The sequence below is a fragment of the Pseudomonas tumuqii genome, assembly GCF_013184545.1.
GTDB classification, from domain to species: domain Bacteria; phylum Pseudomonadota; class Gammaproteobacteria; order Pseudomonadales; family Pseudomonadaceae; genus Aquipseudomonas; species Aquipseudomonas tumuqii.
The window spans coordinates 137398-160461 of the sequence record NZ_JAAOJA010000005.1 but is presented as its reverse complement, the minus strand read 5'-3'; the positions used below and the strand labels follow the sequence as shown (position 1 = coordinate 160461).

The window sequence follows — 23064 nt, the reverse complement described above, 5'->3', positions numbered from 1 at the left end:
TGATGACCTCCGCCTGCTAACCCGATAGGTGTCAAATGGCAGGCGCAAAAGAGATTCGCAGCAAGATTGCGAGCATCAAAAGCACGCAAAAGATCACCAGCGCCATGGAAAAGGTAGCTGTCAGCAAGATGCGCAAGGCTCAAATGCGCATGTCTGCCAGCCGTCCTTACGCGGAGCGCATCCGCCAGGTGATTGGTCATCTGGCCAACGCCAACCCGGAATACCGTCATCCCTTCATGATCGAGCGTGAAGTAAAGCGCGTCGGTTATGTGGTGGTGAGCAGTGACCGCGGCTTGTGTGGTGGCCTCAATACCAACCTGTTCAAGGCCCTGGTCAAGGACATGGTGGTAAACCGCGAACAGGGTGTAGAGATCGACCTCTGCGTGATTGGTGGCAAGGGTGCGGCTTTCTTCCGCAGCTTTGGCGGCAATGTCGTTGCTGCGATCAGCCACCTGGGCGAGGAACCGTCGATCAACGATCTGATCGGTAGCGTCAAGGTCATGCTCGATGCATACCTCAATGGTCGTATCGACCGTTTGTCCGTGGTCTCGAACAAGTTCATCAACACCATGACGCAACAGCCGACAGTGGAACAGTTGATTCCCCTGGTCGCTGATTCGGATCAAAAGCTCAAGCATCACTGGGACTATCTCTATGAACCCGATGCCAAGGAGCTGCTGGACGGCTTGATGGTGCGCTACGTGGAGTCGCAGGTGTACCAGGCGGTGGTCGAGAACAACGCGGCTGAACAAGCGGCGCGGATGATCGCGATGAAGAACGCTACCGACAACGCCGGTGATCTGATCAGCGATTTGCAGCTGATCTACAACAAGGCGCGTCAGGCGGCGATCACCCAAGAGATCTCGGAAATCGTTGGCGGCGCTGCCGCGGTCTGATACCGGTTCATATATTCAGAGGATCCAGCTATGAGTAGCGGACGTATCGTACAAATCATCGGCGCCGTGATCGACGTGGAATTCCCACGCGATCAGGTTCCGAGCATCTACGACGCCTTGAAAGTTCAAGGCGCCGAAACCACCCTGGAAGTTCAGCAGCAGCTGGGCGACGGCGTGGTGCGTACCATTGCGATGGGCTCGACCGAAGGCTTGAAGCGCGGTCTGGACGTCAACAACACTGGCGCAGCCATCTCCGTACCTGTCGGTAAAGCGACCCTGGGCCGGATCATGGACGTACTGGGCAACCCGATCGACGAAGCCGGTCCGATTGGCGAAGAAGAGCGTTGGGGCATTCACCGTCCTGCGCCGTCTTTCGCTGAACAGGCCGGCGGCAACGACCTGCTGGAAACCGGCATCAAGGTTATCGACCTGATCTGCCCGTTCGCCAAGGGCGGTAAAGTCGGTCTGTTCGGTGGTGCCGGTGTCGGCAAGACCGTAAACATGATGGAACTGATCCGTAACATCGCCATCGAGCACAGCGGTTACTCCGTGTTCGCCGGTGTGGGCGAGCGTACCCGTGAGGGTAACGACTTCTACCACGAGATGAAGGACTCCAACGTTCTCGACAAGGTAGCCCTGGTTTACGGTCAGATGAACGAGCCACCAGGCAACCGTCTGCGCGTAGCACTGACCGGCCTGACCATGGCCGAGAAGTTCCGCGACGAAGGTAACGACGTTCTGCTGTTCGTCGACAACATCTACCGCTACACCCTGGCCGGTACCGAAGTATCCGCACTGCTGGGCCGTATGCCTTCCGCGGTGGGTTACCAGCCGACCCTGGCCGAAGAGATGGGCATCCTGCAGGAGCGCATCACCTCGACCAAGAACGGTTCGATCACCTCGATCCAGGCGGTATACGTACCTGCAGATGACTTGACCGACCCGAGCCCGGCGACCACCTTCGCCCACTTGGACGCCACCGTCGTACTGTCCCGTGACATCGCTTCCCTGGGTATCTACCCGGCGGTCGACCCGCTCGACTCCACCTCGCGTCAGCTCGACCCGAACGTGATCGGTCAGGAGCACTACGACACCGCCCGTGGCGTGCAGTACGTGCTGCAGCGTTACAAGGAACTGAAGGACATCATCGCGATCCTGGGTATGGACGAGCTGTCGGAAGCCGACAAGCAGTTGGTATCCCGTGCGCGCAAGATCCAGCGTTTCCTGTCGCAGCCGTTCTTCGTGGCCGAAGTATTCACCGGTTCGCCTGGCAAGTACGTCTCCCTGAAGGACACCATCGCTGGTTTCAGCGGTATCCTCAAAGGTGATTACGATCACCTGCCGGAGCAGGCGTTCTACATGGTCGGCGGCATCGAAGAAGCCATCGAGAAAGCGAAGAAACTGTAATCACCCGTGCGCCCGGAGACGGGCGCTGACGGTCTGGTTGAACGCGTAGCGAGTGAAGGCTAGGCAAGGCGAAAACCGGTGAAAAAGCGCAGTTTGCTCTGGTAAATGAGCATTTTGAGCCGGCTTTCAACGCAGCATAGTCGAGCGCATTATCGTTCAAATGACCGATACGTGAGGTTAGAAATGGCTATGACAGTCCATTGCGACATCGTCAGCGCAGAAGGCGAGATTTTCTCCGGTCTGGTCGAGATGGTGATTGCGCACGGCAACCTGGGTGATATGGGTATCGCTCCAGGCCACGCGCCGCTGATCACCGACCTCAAACCGGGTCCGATTCGCCTGATCAAGCAAGGTGGCGAAGCCGAGGTGTATTACATCTCCGGCGGCTTTCTTGAAGTGCAGCCGAACATGATCAAGGTTTTGGCCGATACCGTGCAGCGTGCTGCCGACCTCGACGAAGCCTCTGCTCAGGAAGCCGTCAAGGCTGCCGAGAAGGCCCTGCATGAAAAAGGCGCTGAGTTCGACTACGGTTCCGCCGCCGCTCGTCTGGCCGAGGCCGCAGCTCAGCTGCGCACCGTCCAGCAGCTGCGCAAGAAGTACGGCGGTAGCTGATACCGTTCTACTTCATTGCAAGTCAGTAAAAGGGTAGCCTTGGCTACCCTTTTTCTTTGTCCGCATTTTCTGGATCAGTGTCTGCCTATGTCTCTCGATATCGTCATCCTCGCCGCCGGCCAAGGCACCCGCATGCGTTCCGCCTTGCCGAAAGTCCTCCATCCGATCGCCGGTAAATCCATGCTCGCCCACGTCATCGACCGCGCCCGGGAGCTTTCGCCTGCCGGCATCCATGTGGTGATCGGGCATGGCGCGGACCTGGTGCGCGAGCGACTGGCGGCAGATGACCTGAACTTCGTCCTGCAGAGCGAACAACTGGGCACCGGTCATGCCGTGGCTCAGGCCCTGCCCGCGCTGACCGCCGAGCGCGTGCTGATCCTCTATGGCGATGTGCCGCTGATCGAGACCGCCACCCTCGAGCGTCTGCTCGAGCAGGTCGGCGCCGAGCAGCTTGGGCTATTGACCGTCGACCTCATCGATCCGACTGGCTACGGCCGCATCGTTCGCGATGGCGCCGGGGTGGTCAAGGCGATCGTCGAGCACAAGGACGCCACCCCCGAGCAGCGGCAGATCTGCGAAGGCAACACCGGCATCCTCGCCGTACCGGGCAAACGCCTGGGCGACTGGCTGGGCCGGCTGTCCAACAGCAATGCCCAGGGCGAGTACTACCTGACCGACGTGATCGCCATGGCCGTGGCCGATGGCCTGGTGGTGGCCACCGAACAGCCGTTGGATGCCATGGAAGTGCAGGGCGCCAACGACCGCATGCAGCTGGCCGAACTGGAGCGGCATTACCAGCAGCGCGCCGCGCGCAACCTGATGGTCCAGGGCGTGACCCTGCGCGATCCGGCGCGTTTCGACCTGCGTGGCGAAGTGACGGTAGGCCGCGACGTGCTGATCGACATCAACGTGATCCTCGAAGGCCGGGTGGTCATCGAAGACGGTGTGCAGATCGGCCCGAACTGCGTGATCAAGGACAGCACCCTGCGCCAGGGCGCAGTGGTCAAGGCCAACAGCCATCTGGACGGTGCCGAAATGGGCGCGGGCAGCGATTGCGGTCCGTTCGCTCGCCTGCGTCCCGGCAGCGTGCTCGGCGCCAAGGCGCATGTCGGCAACTTCGTCGAACTGAAGAATGCCGTGCTGGGCGCAGGCGCCAAGGCCGGGCACCTGAGCTACCTGGGCGATGCCGAAATCGGCGCCCGCAGCAATATCGGCGCCGGCACCATCACCTGCAACTACGACGGCGCCAACAAGTTCAAGACGGTGCTCGGCGAGGACGTGTTCATCGGCTCCAACAGCGCGCTGGTGGCGCCGGTGACCCTGGGCGACGGCGCCACCACCGGCGCCGGTTCGGTGGTGACCAGCGATGTGCCGGCCAACACCCTGGCGGTCGCACGCGCCACGCAGCGCAACATCGACGGCTGGAAGCGCCCGACCAAGAAGTGACCCTGGCGCAGGTTGATCCGGCCTGGCGACTGGTAGGCCAGCCATGGCCTGGGTTGCCTTCCTCGGCAAGACGCCTGTGGTTGATCATTGTGGGGGGGCCGGGGCAAGCTACGGCCTCTCGTATCAGCGCGGACCGAAGCCCATGAAGACCGTCGCAGTCGTGTTGTTCCCGGACCTGTTGCTGCTCGATGTGGCCGGGCCCATGGAGGTCTTCTCCATCGCCAATCGCTACCTCGATCCGGGCGATTGCTATGAGATATCCACAGTCGGCTCGGATGAATTGCGCGTGCGCGCCTCCAATGGCGTCGTGCTCACGGCGGATATGCATATCGACGACGCGCCAGGGACCTACGACGTCTTGTTGGTGCCGGGTGGGCCGGGTGCCTACAACGAAGTGTATCCAAGGCTCCAGTGCTGGTTGCGCACCGTGGCCGCCAAGGTTGGCTGCCTGGGCTCGATCTGCACCGGGGCCTTTATCCTGGGCCAGGCAGGCCTGCTCGATGGCCGGCGGGTCACCACGCACTGGAACTACACGGAGAGACTGGCCAAGCGGTTTCCCAACGCCCGGGTCGAAACCGACCAGATCTTCGTCAGAGACGGAACGCTGATTACCTCGGGCGGCGTCACCAGCGGGATCGATCTGGCCCTGTCCATCGTCGCCGAGGATCATGGCAAGCAAATAGCCCTGGCCGTTGCCAAGGTGCTGTTGGTGGTGATGAGGCGCCAGGGCGGGCAGATGCAGTTCAGTCCCTTGGTTGCCTCGGTGGCCAAGGAGGACTCGCCGATTAGCAGAGTGCAGAACTACGTCCTCGAGCACGTGACCGAGGAGTTCAGCGTCGAGCGGATGGCCAGCCTGGCGGCCATGAGCTCGCGGCACTTTGCGCGGATATTTACCCGCGAGGTGAATATGACGCCCATGGAGTTCGTCCAGAGTGCGCGAATCGATAGCGCCAGGGGACTTCTGGAAACCAGCGACCTGCCGCTGAAAACGGTGGCTTACCGCAGTGGCTTCGGCAGTGTGCGGCATATGCGCTATCTGTTCAGCGAAAGGCTGGGGCTGACGCCGAGCCAATATCGACGGCAATTCAGCTAGTTCTCCGGTGTCCGTATCGGGCAGCGGGTTGGCCGTATCTGTCCGCTTATAGGCATTTCCTGCGCGCGGATGTCTGGGACGATAGCCAGGAATCCTCAAGATGGAGTGGCGCTCGACGTCGGGCGGGATCGGCGATCGCAGCGCTTCGTGCGCATGAACACATTCAGAAGCATTCAGGCCGAAGAAATACTGCAATTCGGTTCGTTCTGCTATTACGTGCAGCGCCGCCTGGTATTGGATGGTGGTAGGCCGCTGCGCGTCGGCAGCAAGGCGCTGGATATCCTGCACCTGCTGGTGACGAACGCCGGCACCGTGGTGAGCAAGGCGGCCATCATTGCACATGTATGGCCCGCAACGGTGGTCGAAGAGATCAACCTGCGGGTGCATATTGCCGCCTTGCGCCGGGCGCTCGGCGATGGGCGGGACGGCCAGCGCTACATCGTCAATATCCCCCAGCGGGGTTATTCCTTCGTTGCCGATGTGCAGTCGCGTGAAGCAGAGGTTGCTGATCTACCCCGGCGGGCCGCAGGGCCCGGCCCAACGCTGCCGGCCCGGCTGTCCCGGATCGAAGGCCGTGATCCGATTGTGGCTCTGCTGGTCCGGCAATTGCCGGCTCGACGCCTGATGACGCTGGTCGCCGCTGGCGGCATGGGCAAGACAGCGGTGGCCGTGCGGGCGGCCGAAGTGCTGGCGGAATGCTACGAAGATGGGGTTGTCTTCATCGATCTTGCTGCGCTGGCCGATCCGGCGCTGGTAGCGGCCAGGGTGGCCGGTGCACTCGGCCTGAGCGTTCCCGCTCGGGATCCCGTCACCTGTATCGGCGACTATCTGCGGTCGCGCCACCTGCTGTTGCTGCTGGACAATTGCGAGCACCTGATCGATGCCTGCGCCACTCTGGTCGAGCACTTGCTCAAGGCCGCCCCGCGCCTGTCGATTCTGGCCACCAGCCGCGAGCCGTTGCTGGCCGAGGGCGAGTGTGTGCAGCGCCTGATGCCGCTGACCCTTCCCGCGGACTCGGCCCAGTTGAGCGCAGCGGATGCCTTGACCTATTCGGCGCTGCAGCTGTTCGTCAGTCGTGTGGCCTCCCACCAGGAGAGCTTCAGCCTGCGCGACCGGGATGTACCGCTGGTCGTGGGTATCTGTCGGCGTCTGGATGGTTCTCCCCTGGCAATCGAGTTGGCTGCTGCACGGGTCGATGCGTTTGGTCTGGAGGGCTTGCGCGCGCAATTGGCGGGCGCCTTTCTGCTGTCGATGCAGGGGCAACGCACTGCCCTGGCCCGACAGCAGTCGCTGCGGGCTTCGCTGGACTGGAGCTATGCGCTACTGACCCCGATCGAACAGTTCGTGCTGCAACGGTTCGCACTGTTCAAGGTGGCCGTCACCCTGGATCAGGCCATCAGCGTCATCGCCTGCAAGGCTGTGGGCAGCGCCGGTATTTTTGATGCGGTTATCCAGTTGGTGGCCAAGTCATTGCTGTTGGCCGAGATGGGCGATGAAGTCGTGCACTACCGGTTGCTCAATTGCACCCGTGCCTATGCCCTGGAAAAACTGCAGGAAAGCGATGAGTTCCGGCTTGTCCGGGAGCGCTATGCCCGGCATCGGGACATGCGCCTGCTCAAACCGAACCGCGCCTCTTGATGCCTGTGGCCGTCAGGGCGACTCAGGCCAGGCGCTATCCCTGCAGTTCGTCGAGCAGCTGTTTGGCCTTGAGCAGGTCGGGTGTGGCAAAGCCCTCGCTGAAGCGCCCGTATACCGCCGCCAGCAGCACATAGGCATCCTGGCGGCGACCTTGCCGCTGCCGCAGTTGCGCCAGACTCGTGGCGCAGCGCAGTTCCCAGGCCAGGGCACCCTGCTGACGGGCAATAGCGGCGGCCTGTGCCAGCAGGCATTCGGCGGCGATCTGATCCGGCTGCTGCCGGGCAAGCAGGCGGGTGGCCTTCACCCGCAGGATCTCCGCGGTGACCCATCCGGCTTCGCCGGACGCTGCCCGGTCGAGTACGGCCTCATCGGCGAAGCGTGGGTCCAGGGTCGCCAGGGTATCGCTGATCAATCCCTGGTAATCCGCCATGCTCGGCGCATGCTCGCTTCCGGCCAGCGCCGAATAATGCCGAGCCCAGGTGTGAAAGAAGCGCAGGTTATGCGCCAGGGCGCGCTCGTGGAACAACCTGAGCAGGTTGTCGGCCGCTGCACTGTTGCCGTTGTACTGGGCGATAACCCAGGCAGAGAGGGCAAGCGTGTAACAGATCGATGTGCCGTGGTCGATCCGCAGCGCGGTCTGCAGGGCTTGATCGGCCATCTGCCAGGCCTGTTCGGGATAGCCCTGAAGCCACAGCGTTCGCGCCATCAGGGTCAGGACTGCCACCTCCTGGTCATATTGCACGCCGAAGCCCTGGGTGAAGTGGTTACGCCTTTCGTCCCGGCTCAGGTGGGCCCGCGCTTGTTCGGCAAAGCGCCGCGCCAGTGTCTGATTCCCGGCGAAATGCTCAGCCAGCCCTTGCAGGCGGATCGCGCTTGGCGCCAGCTCGGCAGGGCCGAGGCGGCACAGCTTGTTGAAGTGTCGGGTCTGCTCCAGAGCCTCCCGATAGTGGCCGCTACTCAGGTTGACGGCCATGAGTCCGGATATGGCGTTGAGTTCGGCGTTGAAGTCGTTGCATCGTTCTGCCAGCTGCCGAGCCATGACGAAGGCCGCAATCGTCGCGGGTTTGCCGCCTTGCGTGTGGTACCAGGCGTTGCCCTGGACAAGCCGGAGCGCCAACTCGAGCTGCGGGCAGGGCGCCACCTGGCCTTGCAGCACTGCCAGGGCCTTGCCCACATAGCGTTCATGTTCCTTCAACAGGGATAGCGCTTGCCACAGCGCCGTCGACGCAACGGTCAGGCGCACCGCCAGAGCACCTATCCCGGTCGCCGAGAACCCCCAGTCGAGTGCGCTGCGCAGGTCATCCAGGCAATACGCATAACGATCCAGCCAGCGCTGGCGCGGTATTTTTCCCCACTCCTGATGGGCATGGCTCAGCAAGGTGGAACAGTTTTCCGCCTGACGCTGCTGGGTGGCCGGCAGCTCGCCGGCATGGCGCAATTTCTCCAGGGCATAGGTGCGGGTGGTCTCCAGCAGGCGGTAATACACCTGATCCTCCACTATCTTCACCTGCACCAGCGATTTGCCCACCAGTTGGCCTATCGACTGGGGCACCTGGTCCGCGGCGATATCGCTTGCCGCGATCACGGCGCTGGCCGACTCGAGCGTGAAGCGCCCGCGAAATATGCCGAGGCGGCGCAGGCAGGCCTGGTCCCGCGGCGTCAGCAGGTCATGGCTCCAGTCCAGCGTGGAATACAGGGTTTTCTGGCGCGGCAGGGCGGTTCGACGTCCAGGCGGGAGCAAGCGGAAATCGGCGCTGAGTTGCGCCAGCACGCCGCGCATGCCCAGGTTGCCGATCTGCGCCGCGGCCAGCTCGATCGCCAGGGGGATACCATCCAAGCGGCGGCACAACTCACTGGCGATCGGCAGCTCGCTGTCGGTCAACTCGAAAGCGTCCTGGCTGGCCCTGGCGCGCTCCACCAGCAACTGCAGGGCGGTGAAGCGCAAGGCCTGTTCCCGGTCCTCGGCGCCGACTGGCGGCGGGCATTCCAGAGGTCCAATGCGACGGACATATTCGTCCTCGATGCGCAGGGCTTCGCGACTGGTCGCCAGGATGTGCAGGCGTGGGCTGGCCTTCAACAGGGCGTCGGCGAGGACGGCGATGACATCGATCAGGTGTTCGCAGTTATCCAGCACCAGCAGCATTTGCCGAGCGGCCAGGAAGTTCGCCAAATCGTCGACCGGCTCATCACTGTGACGGGGCAGCTTGAGCGTCGCGGCCAGTTTCGCGGCCACCGCCGCGGGCTCGTTGAGCGGCGCCAGGTCGAGCAGGTAGACGCCCTGCGGATAATGCTCCAGGAGCAATTCGGCCACGTGCAGGGCCACCATGGTCTTGCCTATTCCCCCCGGTCCCACGAGGGTCACCAGGCGCTGTTTGCGTACCAGCTTCACCAGCCTGGACACCACCTCGGCGCGGCCGATTATTCGGCTCAGGTGAGGGGGCAGATTGCTTGGCGGCGCGCTCTGTTGCACGCCATCGGTGCCGTTTTCAGTTTCCTGCCACGAGAGCGGGGCGACCAGGCTGTAGCCGCGCTGAGGTACGTTGATGATGTAGCGCTGGCCGCTGTGACCATCCCCCAGGGCCTTGCGCAGGGCGGCCACATGCACGCGCAAGTTGATCTCTTCGACCACGCTGTCAGGCCAGACCCGGGCGATCAGTTGATCCTTGCCGACCACCGCGCCGGCGTTCTCCAGCAGCATCAGCAGGATGTCCATCGCACGGCTGCCAAGACGCAAGGGCCGGTCGATCTCGAGCACCAGGCGTCTGTGTGGATAGATCCGGTAGGGGCCCAGCGTGACGACTCGCTCGCTGGTAATGGTCGATGGTTGGCTCATGCCCTTTCCTGCATCCGCCGCTGGTTTTTAACGGAAGGCGTGCCTGTCTTGCGCGGCCTATATCCAAGCATGTTGCTCAGGCTTTTCCGTAAATGCAAACAGCTTAAAAAAATAATCCAGGAAAATCAGACGCCTGGCAGCGCCGCAGGGTAGTCGCTGTGGCCGGTTGCCGAGGGGGCGGCACAACGACGATTAACAACCCTTAACTCGCCCTCTTCCCGGCTGCCGCCGAAGATGAAATTCAAGCAGGCCCCGGTCGCTTTTCGCCAGCAGTGGGTCGCGTCGGTCGGCGTCACGGCATGCACCCGCGGTAGCCGTGCTAGCCGTTCTCTCCCCAGGATATTGTCGAGGACCATCCAATGAGCACCCTCACCACTCGCGACGGCGTCGAGCTTTATTACAAGGACTGGGGCAGCGGTCAGCCCATCGTGTTCAGCCATGGCTGGCCGTTGAACGCCGACAGCTGGGAGTCGCAGATGCTGTTCCTGGCGGCCAACGGCTACCGCGTGATCGCCCACGACCGCCGTGGTCACGGACGTTCCAGCCAGCCCTGGGACGGCAACGACATGGACCACTACGCCGACGATCTGGCCGAACTGATCGAGGCGCTCGACCTCAAGGACGCGGTGCTGCTCGGCTTCTCCACCGGGGGTGGCGAAGTGGCGCGCTACATCGGCCGCCACGGCACCCGGCGGGTCGCCAAGGCCGGGCTGATCTCGGCGGTGCCGCCGTTGATGCTGCAGACCGAGAGCAACCCCGACGGCGTGCCGATGGAGGTGTTCGACGGCCTTCGCGCCGGTTCCATCGCCAACCGCTCGCAGCTCTACCAGGACATCGCCAGCGGCCCCTTCTTCGGTTTCAACCGCCCTGGCGCGGTGGTTTCCCAGGGCCTGATCGATGCCTTCTGGATGCAGGGCATGCTCGCGGGGCACAAGAACACCTACGACTGCATCGCGGCCTTTTCCGCCACCGACTTCACCGACGACCTGAAGAAATTCGATGTGCCGACCCTGGTGGTGCACGGCGACGACGACCAGATCGTGCCGATAGGCACTGCCGGCCGGGCCTCGGCCAGGCTGGTGGCCGATGCCCAGCTGCTGGTGTACCCGGGCGCGCCCCATGGTCTGACGGATACCCACAAGGATCGGCTGAATGCCGACCTGTTGGCGTTTATCCAGCGTTGATGACAGTGCCTGTCTGCCGCTGCGGGTCACCCGCTCGGCGGCAGGCAATTCTTCACCGACTACTTGCATGAACCAAAAGGAAACCACCATGGCCATCGCCACAGCTGCCCCCGGCAAGACCCTGCTCAACCCGAGCGATCACACCCTGATCATGATCGATCACCAGTCGCAGATGTCCTTCGCCACCAAGTCGATCGATGCCGTCACCCTGCGCAACAATGCCGCGTTGGTGGCCAAGGCCGCCAAGGAGTTCGGGGTATCGACCATCCTCACCACCGTCGCCGAGAAGAGCTTCTCCGGGCCGATCTTCGACGAGATCAAGTCGGTGTTCCCCGACTACCAGGTGATCGACCGCACCAGCATGAACACCTGGGAAGACCCGCGTATCGCCGTCGAGGTCAATGCCGCGGACAGGCAGAAGATCGTCCTGGCCGGCCTGTGGACCTCGGTGTGCATCGTCGGCCCGGCGCTGTCGGCCATCGACCAGGGTTTCGAGGTGTATGTGATCGCCGATGCCTGTGGCGATGTGTCCGACGAGGCGCACGAGATGGCCATGCAGCGCATGATCCAGCTCGGCGCCCGGCCCATGACCTCGCTGCAATACCTGCTGGAGCTGCAGCGTGACTGGGCGCGCGGCGAGACCTACGAACAGACCGTGAAAACCTCGATCGAACACGGTGGCGCCTACGGCCTGGGGCTGATCTACGCCAAGACCATGTTCAACGCCTCGGAAGGCCACTGAGCAGCGGCGCCACACGCCCCCGTGTGGTGCTTGCCCCGATCGACGGAGAGATGAGCATGCGCGATCCGGTTGACTGGGCCCTGCTGTTCCTCAGGGTCAGTGGTTCGCTGCTGTTGCTGCAGCTGCATGGCTTGCCCAAGTTGCTGCATTTCAGCCAGGAAGCACAGGTGATCGAGGACCCACTCGGCCTTGGCGGTGTGCTGACCCTGAGCCTGGCGATTTTCGCCGAAGTGCTCTGTCCGCTGCTGATCCTGTTCGGCCTGTTCACCCGCCTGGCCTGCCTGCCCATCGTGTTTCTGCTGCTGGTCTCGCTGCTGCTGGTGCACCCGCAGTGGAGCCTTGGCGCAGGGCAGTTTGCCTGGTTGTTGTTGATCGTCTTCACCACCCTCGCCATTGCGGGCGGCGGCCGTATTGCCATCGGCCGGCGATTGATCGACCCGCAAGGCAGGCTGCTATGGATTCACTGAGGCAACGGGCGTTGCCGGGAGAGGCTATGGACGAGCTCGAAATAGTCACCCTGATCGTGCGTCACCGGGTAAAGGCAGGTCGGGAGGCGGCGTATGAACAGTGGCTGCGGCGTACCACCCGGATTGCCAGCACCTACCCCGGTCACCTGGGGGTGAACGTCATGCGTGACCTGGGCCAGTTCGTCTGTGTGCTGCGCTTCGCCGGGACCGGGGAGCTGCAACACTGGCTGGACTCCAGCGAACGCCGGCATCTGATCGAGGAGGTGGCGCCCTTGCTCGCCGAGGGCGATCAGACGCAGATCGAGGCGGGCCGCGAATTCTGGTTCACCCCGAGTCCGCTGGCGCCACCGGTGCGCTGGAAGCAGGCGTGCATCACCTTCCTGGTGATCCTGCCCCTGAGCCTGCTGGTGCCACTGCTCTGGCAGCCGCTGTTCGCTCGTCTACCCTGGTTGGGTGGCTATATCGCCAGCAACGTGCTGATCACCCTGAGCATCGTCCTGCTGGTCGTCTACCTGTTCATGCCCAGGGTGACGGCCCTGTTCGCCACCTGGCTGAAACCCCGTTGAGGGGCGGAGGACAGCATGAGCCATGACCAAACCGATCGCGGCCGCCGCCGCTTCCTCGCCAGCAGTTCCGTGGTCGGAGCCACTGGCGCCCTGTGGTCCGCCTTGCCGTTTGCCGCGGCTGCCGGCCTATCACCTAGCCATTCCATGAATTCCAAGGGGAGTGCCATGAACGCCGATCTGATCCTGTTCAATGGTCGTCTGCACACGGTCGACCGCGAAAACCCCAGCGCCACCGCCGTGGCGATCAAGGATGGGCGCTTCGTCGCCGTCGGTAGCGACGCCGAGGCCATGGCCCTGCGCGGCAGCGCCACCCGGGTCATCGATCTGCAGCGGCGCACCGTGGTGCCCGGTCTCAACGACTCGCACCTGCACCTGATCCGCGGCGGCCTCAACTACAACCTGGAGCTGCGCTGGGAGGGCGTGCCCTCGCTCGCCGATGCGCTGCGCCTGCTCAAGCAGCAGGCCGAGCGCACCCCGGCACCGCAGTGGGTGCGGGTGGTGGGCGGCTGGAACGAATTCCAGTTCGCCGAAAAGCGCATGCCGACCCTCGACGAGCTCAATCAGGTCGCGCCGGAGACCCCGGTGTTCGTCCTTCACCTCTACGACCGCGCGCTGCTCAACCGCGCCGCGTTGAGGGCGGTCGGCTACACCAAGGACACGCCGAATCCGCCGGGCGGGGAAATCCAGCGCGACGCCAGGGGCGAGCCCACCGGCATGCTGGTGGCCAAGCCCAATGCGATGATCCTCTATGCGACCCTGGCCAAGGGGCCGAAGCTGCCGCTGGAGTACCAGGTCAACTCGACCCGCCAGTTCATGCGCGAACTCAACCGCCTGGGCGTGACCAGCGCCATCGACGCCGGCGGCGGCTTCCAGAACTACCCGGACGACTATGCGGTGATCGAGGAGCTGGCCAAGGCCGATCAGCTCAGCGTGCGCATCGCCTACAACCTGTTTACCCAGCGACCCAAGGAAGAACTCGCCGACTTCAAGAACTGGACCGGCTCGGTCAAGCTGCACCAGGGTGACGATTTCCTCCGGCACAACGGCGCGGGCGAGATGCTGGTGTTCTCCGCCGCCGACTTCGAGGATTTCGTCGAACCGCGCCCGGACCTGGCCGCCAGCATGGAGGAGGAGCTGGAGCCGGTGGTGCGCCACCTGGTCGAGCAGCGCTGGCCGTTCCGCCTGCACGCCACCTACGACGAATCCATCTCGCGCATGCTCGACGTGTTCGAGAAGGTCAACCGCGACATGCCCTTCAACGGCCTGCCCTGGTTCTTCGACCACGCCGAGACCATCAGCCCGAAGAACATCGAGCGGGTACGGGCGCTGGGCGGCGGCATCGCGATCCAGGACCGCATGGCGTTCCAGGGCGAGTACTTCGTCGACCGTTATGGCCAGCAGGCCGCCGAGCAGACCCCGCCGATCCAGCGCATGCTCGCCGAGGGCATACCGGTCGGCGCCGGCACCGACGCCACCCGGGTGTCCAGCTACAATCCCTGGACCTCGTTGTACTGGCTGGTCAGCGGGCGCACCGTCGGCGGCATGGCGCTTTATCCACAGGGGCTTGCCCGCGACACCGCGCTGCAACTGTTCACCCACGGCAGCGCCTGGTTCTCATCCGAGCAGGGCAAGAAGGGCCAGATCAAGGTCGGCCAGCTGGCCGACCTGATCGCCCTGTCGGCGGACTTCTTCAGCGTCGAGGAGGAGGCGATCAAATGGATCGAATCGGTCCTGACCATCGTCGACGGCAAGGTGGTGTACGGCGCCGGCGAGTTCGGCAAGCTGTCGCCGCCGCCCATACCGGTCATGCCGGACTGGTCGCCGGTGGTCAACGTGCCCGGGCACTGGCGCCCGTCCGCACCGCTGGTGGCCCAGGTGCACCAGTGCGTCGGGTCCTGCGCGGTGCACGCGCACAGTCACGAAAGGGCGCGCCTGTCCTCGGTTCCGGTCAGCGACTTCCAGGGTTTCTGGGGTGCTTTCGGTTGCTCCTGCTTTGCCTTCTGACATGAGCACGGTGCCTGCGTCATCCGCCTGGAGCCCGCTGGGCTATACGACCTTCCGCTGGTTGTGGCTGGCCAGCATCGCCTCGAACATCGGCACCTGGATGCATGAGGTGGGTGCCGGCTGGCTGATGACCTCGCTGTCCGCCAGCCCGATGCATGTGGCGCTGGTCCAGGTCGTCGGCTCCGCACCGATGTTCTTTCTCGCCTTACCGGCGGGCGCCCTGGCCGATATCGTCGATCGGCGTCGCTACCTGCTGCTGGTGCAGCTGTGGATGGCCGCGGTCGCCATGACCCTGGCCCTGCTGACCCTGGGCGGGCAGATCACGGTCAACCTGCTGTTGCTGCTGACCCTGGGCATGGGCATCGGTACGGCATTGATGATGCCCGCCTGGTCGGCCCTGACCCCCGAACTGGTGGACAAGGCCGACCTGCCCGCCGCCATCGCCTTGTCCAGCGTCGGGGTCAACGTCGCGCGGGCGATCGGTCCGGCAATCGCCGGCGTGCTGGTCAGCCTGAGCGGACCCTGGGCGACCTTCGCCCTCAATGCGCTATCGTTCTTCGCGGTGATCGCGGTGCTGTTCTTCTGGCGGCGCGAGGTGGCCCCGGCGGTCTTGCCGGCGGAACGCCTGGCCGGGGCGATACGCGCCGGCTGGCGCTACAGCCGCAGTTCCAGGCCGCTGCAGGCGGTGATGGTGCGGGCGCTGGCGTTCTTCCTCGGCGCCAGTGGCGGCATGGCGCTGCTGCCGCTGATCGTCCGACGCGAGCTGCAGGGCAGCGCCGCCGACTTCGGCCTGTTGCTCGGCAGCGTTGGCGTCGGCGCGGTGGCCGGGGCCATGCTGCTGCCGCGCCTGCGGCCATTGATCCGCCTGGATTGGCTGGTGGCACTGGCCAGCCTGGTGTATGCGCTGGTGATCCTCGCCCTGGCCTTCGTCCGCGATTTGCGCGTGCTGATTCCGGTGATGCTACTCAGCGGCGCGGCCTGGATCGCGGTGCTGTCGAGCCTGCAAGTGGCGGCGCAGACCTCGGTGCCGGCCTGGGTGCGCGCCCGGGCACTGTCGGTGTACATCCTGGTGTTCTTCGGCAGCATGGCCGCCGGCGGCACGCTCTGGGGTTTGGTCGCCAGCCACAGCTCGATCCCGCTGGCGCTGTGCGCCGCCGCCGTCGCCCTGCTGCTGGGCATCCCGACGATGGCGCGCTTCAAGTTGCCGGTGACGGACGCCGAAGACCTGGCGCCGTCGCTGCACTGGCCGGTGCCGGTGCGGGTCGATGGCCAGGAGCAGGACCAGGACCGCGGGCCGGTGATGGTCACCCTCGAATATGACATTGCTCCCGAACACTGGTTGGAATTCCAGGCGGCCATGGCCGAGGTGCGGCGCATGCGCCAGCGCAATGGCTCGTTCTCCTGGGGGCTGGTGCAGGACACGGAAAACCCGCGGCGCTGGTCGGAATTCTTCTTCGACGAGTCCTGGCTCGAGCACTTGCGCCACCACAACCGGGTCACCCGCGCCGAGCAACGCATAGAGGCGCGGGCCAGGCGATTTCAATCCGCAGGCATAGCGATTCAGATCCGCCACCTGTTATCCGGACAGGCTGGCTGATACAGGCTTTCGCTCGACAAGACGAGCGGAGCAACACGCTGGTGTGAACCACCAGCGGCAGCACACATCCATCATCCAAAGGAGTCAACCATGAGCACCCTAACTCCCTACAAGCGCCTGGATAAGAATGACGCGGTAGTCCTGTTGGTCGATCACCAGACGGGCCTGATCTCCCTGGTCCAGGACTTTTCGCCGAACGAGTTCAAGAACAACGTGCTGGCCCTGGCCGATCTGGCCAAGTTCTTCGAATTGCCGACCATCCTCACCACCAGCTTCGAGCAGGGACCCAATGGCCCGCTGGTGCCCGAGCTCAAGGCGATGTTCCCGGACGCGCCCTATATCGCGCGCCCCGGGCAGATCAATGCCTGGGATAACGAGGACTTCGTCAAGGCGATCAAGGCCACCGGCCGCAAGCAGTTGATCATTGCCGGCGTGGTCACCGACGTCTGCGTGGCCTTTCCGACCCTGTCCGCCCTGGCCGAAGGCTTCGACGTGTTCGTCGTCACCGACGCCTCCGGCACCTTCAACGAAACCGTGCAGCAGGCGGCCTGGGCACGCATGAGCGCCGCCGGCGCGCAGATGATGAACTGGTTCGCCGTGGCCTGTGAGCTGCACCGCGACTGGCGCAACGACATCGAAGGCCTGGGCAACCTGCTGTCCGAGCGCATTCCCAACTACCGCAACCTGATGAACAGCTACGCGGCGCTGACCAAGTAAGGCCCTGGCGCCCACCTGCGGGTGGGCGCCTCTCGATGCTGGCGCGACCGTGCCCGACAACCTCGATATCCGCCGGCGCGGCGCGTGCGGCAGCTGCGGGTTCGGCGCGCGTTGTCCCTCGCAAAGACCAGGCAATGGCTGATCCAGGAGCTCAGGCATGAATCGCAATGACATGCGCAAGGTGGATCTGCACCTGTTGATCATCTTCGAGGCTCTGATGCACGAGCGTAATCTGACCCGTGCCTCGGAGAAGCTGTTTCTCGGCCAGCCGGCGATCAGCCATGCGCTGGCCCGCCTCAGAGACTTCTTCAATGACCCCTTGTTGATCCGCAGCGGCCGCGCGATGGAGCCGACCACGCGTGCACTGGAAATCTTCGAGCAGCTGCGCCCGGCGTTGGACGCGATGTCGAATGCGCTCAGTTATGCCCAGGCATTCGACCCGGCGACCAGCAAGCAGACCTTCCGGATCGGCTTGTCGGACGATGTCGAATGCGGGCTGTTGCCACCGCTGCTGAAAAACCTGCGCCAGGAAGCGCCGAACCTGGTGATCGTCATCCGCCGCAGCAACTTCCTGCTGCTGCCCGCGCAACTGGAGTCGGGGGAAATCTCCGTGGGGGTCAGCTACGTCATGGACCTGCCGGCGAACGCCAAGTGCCGGACCTTGCGCTCGATCAAGACCCTGGTGCTGCGTGCGGACGACCGGCCGGGCCCGCTCACTCTCGATGAATACTGCTGCCGGCCGCACGCGCTGGTGTCCTTTTCCGGCGACCTGAACGGCAATATCGACCGCGACTTCGCCCGTATCGGGCGCACGCGCAATGTGGTCCTGGCCGTACCGCAATTCAACGGCTTGCGCGCGCTGCTGGCCGATTCGGAGGTGCTCGCCACGGTGCCGGACTATGCGGCGGCCGAACTCGTCGCGGCGGGTGGCCTGCGCGCCGAACCGCCGCCCTTCGAGATCGCCCAGGCGAAGTTGTCGATGGCCTGGAGCAGCGCCCAGGACAACGACTGCGCGGAACGTTGGCTGCGCTCGAAAATCATCCAGTTCATGGCCAGCGAGGATTGATGGGTGGCGCCCGTATGCCGGCCGTAACCGTGCCTGTCGGTCGATTATCGCGCGGTTACAGCCCCGGCCCTGGCCGACGGCCGTTGCCGTCGACCCGGCGCTTCAATCCGCACTCGCCGCCAGCGAATCCTTGAGATAGTCGATCAGCAGGCGAACCAGCACCGAGCCTTGCCGATGCTGCGGGTACACCGCGAATACCTTTGCCGAGGGCAGCTGGTACGCCTGCAGCACGGGTACCAGGCTGCCCGCCTCAAGCGCGGCGCCGACGATAAAGGTCGGCAGCATGGCGAGGCCGAGCCCGGCGACAGCGGCATCGCGGACCAGCTCGCCATTGTTCACCCGCAGGCGCCCGCGCACCGCAATGCGCTCGAGCCGACCCTCGATCCAGTAGCTCCAGTCGACGGCCTTGGTGTGCCCATAGAGCAGGCAATCATGCTGGCGCACCTCGGCCGGCGTCTGGGGCGCACCGCGCCGACTCAGGTACGCCGGGCTGCAGCAGGTCACCGTCTCGAGCGGCGCAATCTGCCGCGCCACCAATGTCGAATCCTCCAGCATGCCGATACGCACGGCCATGTCGTAGCCCTCGCCGAGCAGATCGACCGTGCGATCGCTCAGGTCCAGCTCGATACTCACCTCCGGATACCGCAGGAGGAACCCGGGCAGCAGGGGGCTCAGGTGCAGGGTGCCGAACGACATGGGCGCCGACAGGCGCAGAACCCCGCGCGGCGCGGCGCTTTGCCGGGAGATCGACTGCTCGGCTTCGGCCACGTCGTCGAGTATTCGGCGCGCCCGCTCGTAATAGCTCAGGCCCAGCGTCGTCGCGTTCAGCTTGCGCGTCGAGCGATTGATCAGGCGCACCCCCAGGCGCGCTTCCAGCGCCGTCAGCCGACGACTGACGAACTGCTTCGACAGGCCCAGGGCGTCCGCCGCCGCGGTAAAGCTCTTGCAGTCCAGCACGCTGACGAACAGGCGCATATCCTCGAGCTGGTTCATTGTCTCTCCCTGGTGGACGATTAAACACATTTCAAGTCATTACTCGATTCCTTAGTGGACAGTAATCTGTTTTCACGGTGCTGAACACAGCCCCCCAAGCCAACCAGGAGAATCCCCATGACGTCCATCACCCATGCCCGCGCCACCCTGACCGGCCCCGTGACCGAAATTCGCAAGGCCTCCGAGCGCGGCTTCGCCGACCATGGTTGGTTGAAATCCCGCCACAGCTTTTCCTTCGCCTCCTACTACGATCCGGAGCAGGTGGGGTTTTCCGACCTGCTGGTGATCAACGACGACCGGGTGGCGGCGGGCGGTGGTTTCGGCAAACACCCACACCGCGACATGGAAATCTTTTCCTACGTGCTCGACGGCGCGCTGGCGCACAAGGACAGCCTCGGCACCGGCTCGGTGATCCGCCCCGGTGACGTGCAGTTGATGAGCGCCGGAACCGGTGTCGCCCACAGCGAATACAACGCCAGCGCCGCAGCGCCCGTGCACTTCCTGCAGATCTGGGTAGTGCCGGCGAAAAAAGGCATCGCGCCGCGCTATCAGCAGCAGCATTTTTCCGCCGAGGAAAAGCGCGGCCAGCTGCGCCTGGTGCTGTCGCCGGATGGCGCCGACGGCTCGCTGACCATCAATCAGGATGCGCGGGTCTACGCCGGCCTGTTCGATGGCGCCGAGCGAGCGGCGCTGCCCCTGCCCGTTGGCCGACACGCCTATGTCCATGTGGCCGCAGGGTCGCTGAGCGTGAACGGACAGCGGCTGCAGGAGGGCGACGGCCTGAAGGTTCGCCAGGCCGATAAGCTCGAGTTCAGCCATGGCGAAAAGGCTGAGGTGCTGGTTTTCGATCTGCGTCCGGGCGAACGACCAACCCTGTAAGCGCTAACCTCGCCGCGCCAACGCTCAGAGCCCATCTGAGCGTTGGCGCGTCTGCCTGTGCGGTGGCTCCAGAAAGATGATCCGCAGCGCGATCGCCATGGCCGATCCGTGGAACCCCGGCGGCCAGCGAGACCGGCCGCAGCCTGCTGGTCCAGGGCGTAAGCCATCGCGTGGTCGCATGGCTAGCATCGCCTTTGGTCGTTTTCCGGCTTGACGAACATGCTTCATTAGGTTTTGATTCGCGTAATTATCTTTCGAATCGAAACTTAGCATGTCGAAACGCAACACTCCGCAACGTCGGCACACCATCCTCGCCTTGCTCGCCGAGCAGGGCGAGGTGAGTGTGGATGAGTTGGCCAAGCGTTTCGAAACCTCGGAAGTGACCATCCGCAAGGACCTCGCCGCCCTGGAGAAAAACGGCCTGCTGCTGCGCCGCTATGGCGGTGCGGTGCCGCTGCCGCAGGAGCTGATCGGCGATGTCGGCCAGCCGATTTCCAAGTACAAGCAGGCCATCGCCCGCGCCGGCGTGGCGCGGATCCGCGAGCATGCGCGGATCATCATCGACAGCGGCACCACCACGGCGGCGATGATTCCGCAGCTCGGCCACAAACCCGGCCTGGTGGTGATGACCAACTCGCTGAACGTGGCCCGCGCCCTCAGCGAACTGGAACACGAGCCGGTGCTGCTGATGACCGGCGGCACCTGGGATCCGCATTCGGAGTCGTTCCAGGGTCAGGTCGCCGAACAGGTGCTGCGCTCCTACGACTTCGACCAGCTGTTTATCGGTGCCGACGGCATCGACCTGGCCCGCGGCACCACCACCTTCAACGAGCTGCTCGGCCTGTCGCGGGTGATGGCCGAGGTGGCCCGCGAAGTGGTGGTGATGGTCGAGAGCGACAAGATCGGCCGCAAGATTCCCAACCTGGAACTGCCCTGGAGCAGCGTCCATACCCTGATCACCGACGAGCGCCTCAGCGATGAGGTGCGTGAACAACTGACGGCGCGCGGAGTCAACCTGATCTGCGCCGCCTTAGAGCATAAATAGGAGAAGACTATGTGTGGCATCGTGGGCGCCGTCGCCGAACGCAACATCACCGCCGTGCTGGTGGAAGGCCTGAAACGCCTGGAATACCGCGGCTACGACAGCGCCGGTGTGGCGCTGCTGAATGAACAGGGCCAGCTCGAACGCCGCCGTCGGGTGGGCAAGGTCAGCGAACTGCAGGCCGCGCTGAACGACGAGCCGCTGGCCGGGCGCCTGGGTATCGCCCACACCCGCTGGGCCACCCACGGTGCACCGAGCGAGCGCAACGCCCACCCGCATTTCTCGGGCCAAGAGCTGGCGGTGGTGCACAACGGCATCATCGAAAACCACGAGCAACTGCGCGCACAACTGAAAGACCTGGGCTATGTGTTCAGCTCGGATACCGACACCGAAGTCATCGTCCACCTGCTCGAGCACAAGCTGCAGAGCCTGGGCGACCTGACCGCCGCGCTCAAGGCCGCGGTCAAGGAACTGCACGGCGCCTACGGCCTGGCGGTGATCAGCGCGCAGCAGCCGGATCGCCTGCTCGCCGCCCGCAGCGGCAGCCCGCTGGTGATCGGCCTGGGTCTGGGCGAGAACTTCCTCGCCTCGGATCAACTGGCGCTGCGCCAGGTCACCGACCGTTTCATGTACCTGGAAGAAGGCGATATCGCCGAGATCCGCCGCGATGGCGTGCAGATCTGGGATGTCGACGGCAAGCCGGTCGCGCGCGAAAGCGTGCAGTACCACGAAGGCGCCGAGGCCGCGGACAAGGGCGCGTTCCGCCACTTCATGCTCAAGGAAATCTTTGAGCAGCCCAAGGTGGTCCAGCGCACCCTGGAAGGTCGCCTGGGCAGCAACCAGGTGCTGGTCCAGGCGTTCGGCCCGCAAGCCGCCGAGTTGTTCGCCAAGGTCAGGAACGTGCAGATCGTCGCCTGTGGCACCAGCTATCACGCCGGCATGGTCGCTCGTTACTGGCTGGAAGAGCTGGCCGGGATTCCCTGCCAGATCGAGGTGGCCAGCGAATTCCGCTACCGCAAGGTGGTGGTGCAGCCGGCTACCCTGTTCATCAGCATTTCCCAGTCCGGCGAAACCGCCGACACCCTGGCCGCGCTGCGCAATGCCAAGGCGCTGAGCCCCGAGCAGGGCGGTTACCTGGCCAGCCTGGCGATCTGCAACGTCGGCATCAGCTCGCTGGTGCGCGAGTCCGACCTGTGCCTGCTGACCCAGGCCGGCCCGGAAATCGGTGTGGCCTCGACCAAGGCCTTCACCACCCAGCTGGTCGCCCTGATGCTGCTCACCCTGTCCCTCGGCCAAGTACGCGGCACCTTGGATAAACACTTGGAGGCCGAGCTGGTCGACGAACTGCGCCGCCTGCCGACCCGCCTCGGCGAAGCCCTGGCCATGGATACGGTGGTGGAGAAGATCGCCGAACTGTTCGCCGAGAAGCACCACGCGCTGTTCCTCGGCCGTGGCGCGCAGTACCCGGTGGCCATGGAAGGTGCGCTCAAGCTCAAGGAAATCTCCTACATCCATGCCGAAGCCTACCCGGCCGGCGAGCTCAAGCACGGCCCGCTGGCCCTGGTCGACAGCGACATGCCGGTGGTCACGGTGGCGCCGAACAACGAGCTGCTGGAGAAGCTCAAATCCAACCTGCAGGAAGTGCGCGCCCGTGGCGGCGAGCTGATCGTGTTCGCCGACCAGCAGGCCGGCATGACCAATGGTGAAGGCACCCATGTTGTGCAAATGCCGCACATCCACGATGCCCTGGCGCCGATCCTCTACACCATCCCGCTGCAGCTGCTGTCCTACTACGTCGCCGTGTTGAAAGGCACCGACGTCGACCAGCCGCGCAACCTGGCGAAGTCGGTGACGGTGGAATAAGTTATCCACAGCTGATCGA

At 64.3% G+C, this 23064-nt stretch carries 19 protein-coding genes; 17 read left to right on the top strand and 2 right to left on the bottom strand.

The window, feature by feature from the left end; all coding sequences use genetic code 11:
* Positions 1-35 precede the first annotated feature (35 nt).
* The 6 genes from atpG (at position 36) to G9C89_RS11605 (ending at position 7092) form a co-directional block, all read left to right on the top strand.
* Positions 36-896, top strand: coding sequence for a F0F1 ATP synthase subunit gamma (atpG, locus tag G9C89_RS11630; protein ID WP_172148051.1), 861 nt, complete (start codon positions 36-38; stop codon positions 894-896).
* 30 nt (positions 897-926) lie between these two features.
* Positions 927-2303: a F0F1 ATP synthase subunit beta gene (gene atpD / locus G9C89_RS11625; protein WP_172148050.1), complete on the top strand. Its 1377-nt coding sequence runs from the start codon at positions 927-929 to the stop codon at positions 2301-2303.
* Positions 2304-2486: 183 nt separating this feature from the next.
* Positions 2487-2915 (top strand): F0F1 ATP synthase subunit epsilon, encoded by a 429-nt coding sequence (locus G9C89_RS11620; protein ID WP_172148049.1) that lies wholly within the window; start codon positions 2487-2489, stop codon positions 2913-2915.
* 87 nt (positions 2916-3002) lie between these two features.
* Positions 3003-4361 carry a bifunctional UDP-N-acetylglucosamine diphosphorylase/glucosamine-1-phosphate N-acetyltransferase GlmU gene (glmU, locus tag G9C89_RS11615; RefSeq protein WP_172148048.1) on the top strand — a complete coding sequence of 453 codons (1359 nt, stop codon included), beginning with the start codon at positions 3003-3005 and terminating at the stop codon, positions 4359-4361.
* 142 nt (positions 4362-4503) lie between these two features.
* Positions 4504-5454: a GlxA family transcriptional regulator gene (locus G9C89_RS11610; RefSeq protein WP_172148047.1), complete on the top strand. Its 951-nt coding sequence runs from the start codon at positions 4504-4506 to the stop codon at positions 5452-5454.
* 153 nt (positions 5455-5607) lie between these two features.
* Positions 5608-7092, top strand: coding sequence for an ATP-binding protein (locus G9C89_RS11605; protein WP_172148046.1), 1485 nt, complete (start codon positions 5608-5610; stop codon positions 7090-7092).
* A 34-nt stretch (positions 7093-7126) separates the two neighbouring features.
* On the opposite strand, the gene G9C89_RS11600 is transcribed toward G9C89_RS11605, so the two are convergent.
* On the bottom strand, positions 7127-9925 hold the full coding sequence (locus tag G9C89_RS11600) for an ATP-binding protein (protein ID WP_172148045.1): 2799 nt from the start codon (positions 9923-9925) through the stop codon (positions 7127-7129).
* A 359-nt stretch (positions 9926-10284) separates the two neighbouring features.
* Between G9C89_RS11600 and G9C89_RS11595 the strand changes: the two genes are divergently transcribed.
* The 8 genes from G9C89_RS11595 to G9C89_RS11560 all read left to right on the top strand — a co-directional run bounded on the left by G9C89_RS11595 (position 10285) and on the right by G9C89_RS11560 (position 18268).
* Complete coding sequence (locus G9C89_RS11595; protein ID WP_172148044.1) at positions 10285-11109, top strand: alpha/beta fold hydrolase; 825 nt, start codon at positions 10285-10287, stop codon at positions 11107-11109.
* 88 nt (positions 11110-11197) lie between these two features.
* Complete coding sequence (locus tag G9C89_RS11590; RefSeq protein ID WP_172148043.1) at positions 11198-11851, top strand: hydrolase; 654 nt, start codon at positions 11198-11200, stop codon at positions 11849-11851.
* 56 nt (positions 11852-11907) lie between these two features.
* Positions 11908-12318 (top strand): DoxX family protein, encoded by a 411-nt coding sequence (locus G9C89_RS11585; RefSeq protein ID WP_390623795.1) that lies wholly within the window; start codon positions 11908-11910, stop codon positions 12316-12318.
* A gap of 26 nt (positions 12319-12344) precedes the next feature.
* Positions 12345-12884 (top strand): antibiotic biosynthesis monooxygenase, encoded by a 540-nt coding sequence (locus tag G9C89_RS11580; protein WP_172148041.1) that lies wholly within the window; start codon positions 12345-12347, stop codon positions 12882-12884.
* Between the two features lie 165 nt (positions 12885-13049).
* Positions 13050-14888 carry an amidohydrolase gene (locus tag G9C89_RS11575; RefSeq protein WP_172148345.1) on the top strand — a complete coding sequence of 613 codons (1839 nt, stop codon included), beginning with the start codon at positions 13050-13052 and terminating at the stop codon, positions 14886-14888.
* Position 14889: 1 nt separating this feature from the next.
* On the top strand, positions 14890-16485 hold the full coding sequence (locus G9C89_RS11570; protein WP_172148040.1) for an MFS transporter: 1596 nt from the start codon (positions 14890-14892) through the stop codon (positions 16483-16485).
* A 90-nt stretch (positions 16486-16575) separates the two neighbouring features.
* Positions 16576-17202, top strand: coding sequence for an isochorismate family cysteine hydrolase YcaC (gene ycaC, locus G9C89_RS11565; RefSeq protein WP_172148039.1), 627 nt, complete (start codon positions 16576-16578; stop codon positions 17200-17202).
* Between the two features lie 157 nt (positions 17203-17359).
* Entirely contained in the window at positions 17360-18268 is a 909-nt protein-coding gene (locus G9C89_RS11560; protein WP_172148038.1) for a LysR family transcriptional regulator, read from the top strand.
* A gap of 102 nt (positions 18269-18370) precedes the next feature.
* On the opposite strand, the gene G9C89_RS11555 is transcribed toward G9C89_RS11560, so the two are convergent.
* The gene (locus G9C89_RS11555) at positions 18371-19261 is read right to left on the bottom strand and encodes a LysR family transcriptional regulator (protein WP_172148037.1); all 891 of its coding nucleotides are present in this window, start codon (positions 19259-19261) and stop codon (positions 18371-18373) included.
* 159 nt (positions 19262-19420) lie between these two features.
* Between G9C89_RS11555 and G9C89_RS11550 the strand changes: the two genes are divergently transcribed.
* From G9C89_RS11550 to glmS, 3 genes are all read left to right on the top strand, one after another.
* Positions 19421-20140, top strand: a complete 720-nt coding sequence (locus tag G9C89_RS11550) for a pirin family protein (RefSeq protein WP_172148343.1) — start codon at positions 19421-19423, stop codon at positions 20138-20140.
* A 271-nt stretch (positions 20141-20411) separates the two neighbouring features.
* Positions 20412-21185: a DeoR/GlpR family DNA-binding transcription regulator gene (locus G9C89_RS11545; RefSeq protein WP_172148036.1), complete on the top strand. Its 774-nt coding sequence runs from the start codon at positions 20412-20414 to the stop codon at positions 21183-21185.
* A 9-nt stretch (positions 21186-21194) separates the two neighbouring features.
* Entirely contained in the window at positions 21195-23045 is a 1851-nt protein-coding gene (gene glmS / locus G9C89_RS11540; protein ID WP_172148035.1) for a glutamine--fructose-6-phosphate transaminase (isomerizing), read from the top strand.
* Positions 23046-23064: the final 19 nt, after the last annotated feature.

What these genes read in the sequence shown, in the direction of transcription:
- atpG (WP_172148051.1), top strand. Translation starts at nt 36, where the DNA reads ATGGCAGGCGCAAAAGAGATTCGCAGCAAGATTGCGAGCATCAAAAGC.
- atpD (WP_172148050.1), top strand. Translation starts at nt 927, where the DNA reads ATGAGTAGCGGACGTATCGTACAAATCATCGGCGCCGTGATCGACGTG.
- G9C89_RS11620 (WP_172148049.1), top strand. Translation starts at nt 2,487, where the DNA reads ATGGCTATGACAGTCCATTGCGACATCGTCAGCGCAGAAGGCGAGATT.
- glmU (WP_172148048.1), top strand. Translation starts at nt 3,003, where the DNA reads ATGTCTCTCGATATCGTCATCCTCGCCGCCGGCCAAGGCACCCGCATG.
- G9C89_RS11610 (WP_172148047.1), top strand. Translation starts at nt 4,504, where the DNA reads ATGAAGACCGTCGCAGTCGTGTTGTTCCCGGACCTGTTGCTGCTCGAT.
- G9C89_RS11605 (WP_172148046.1), top strand. Translation starts at nt 5,608, where the DNA reads ATGAACACATTCAGAAGCATTCAGGCCGAAGAAATACTGCAATTCGGT.
- G9C89_RS11600 (WP_172148045.1), bottom strand. Translation starts at nt 9,925, where the DNA reads ATGAGCCAACCATCGACCATTACCAGCGAGCGAGTCGTCACGCTGGGC.
- G9C89_RS11595 (WP_172148044.1), top strand. Translation starts at nt 10,285, where the DNA reads ATGAGCACCCTCACCACTCGCGACGGCGTCGAGCTTTATTACAAGGAC.
- G9C89_RS11590 (WP_172148043.1), top strand. Translation starts at nt 11,198, where the DNA reads ATGGCCATCGCCACAGCTGCCCCCGGCAAGACCCTGCTCAACCCGAGC.
- G9C89_RS11585 (WP_390623795.1), top strand. Translation starts at nt 11,908, where the DNA reads ATGCGCGATCCGGTTGACTGGGCCCTGCTGTTCCTCAGGGTCAGTGGT.
- G9C89_RS11580 (WP_172148041.1), top strand. Translation starts at nt 12,345, where the DNA reads ATGGACGAGCTCGAAATAGTCACCCTGATCGTGCGTCACCGGGTAAAG.
- G9C89_RS11575 (WP_172148345.1), top strand. Translation starts at nt 13,050, where the DNA reads ATGAACGCCGATCTGATCCTGTTCAATGGTCGTCTGCACACGGTCGAC.
- G9C89_RS11570 (WP_172148040.1), top strand. Translation starts at nt 14,890, where the DNA reads ATGAGCACGGTGCCTGCGTCATCCGCCTGGAGCCCGCTGGGCTATACG.
- ycaC (WP_172148039.1), top strand. Translation starts at nt 16,576, where the DNA reads ATGAGCACCCTAACTCCCTACAAGCGCCTGGATAAGAATGACGCGGTA.
- G9C89_RS11560 (WP_172148038.1), top strand. Translation starts at nt 17,360, where the DNA reads ATGAATCGCAATGACATGCGCAAGGTGGATCTGCACCTGTTGATCATC.
- G9C89_RS11555 (WP_172148037.1), bottom strand. Translation starts at nt 19,261, where the DNA reads ATGAACCAGCTCGAGGATATGCGCCTGTTCGTCAGCGTGCTGGACTGC.
- G9C89_RS11545 (WP_172148036.1), top strand. Translation starts at nt 20,412, where the DNA reads ATGTCGAAACGCAACACTCCGCAACGTCGGCACACCATCCTCGCCTTG.
- glmS (WP_172148035.1), top strand. Translation starts at nt 21,195, where the DNA reads ATGTGTGGCATCGTGGGCGCCGTCGCCGAACGCAACATCACCGCCGTG.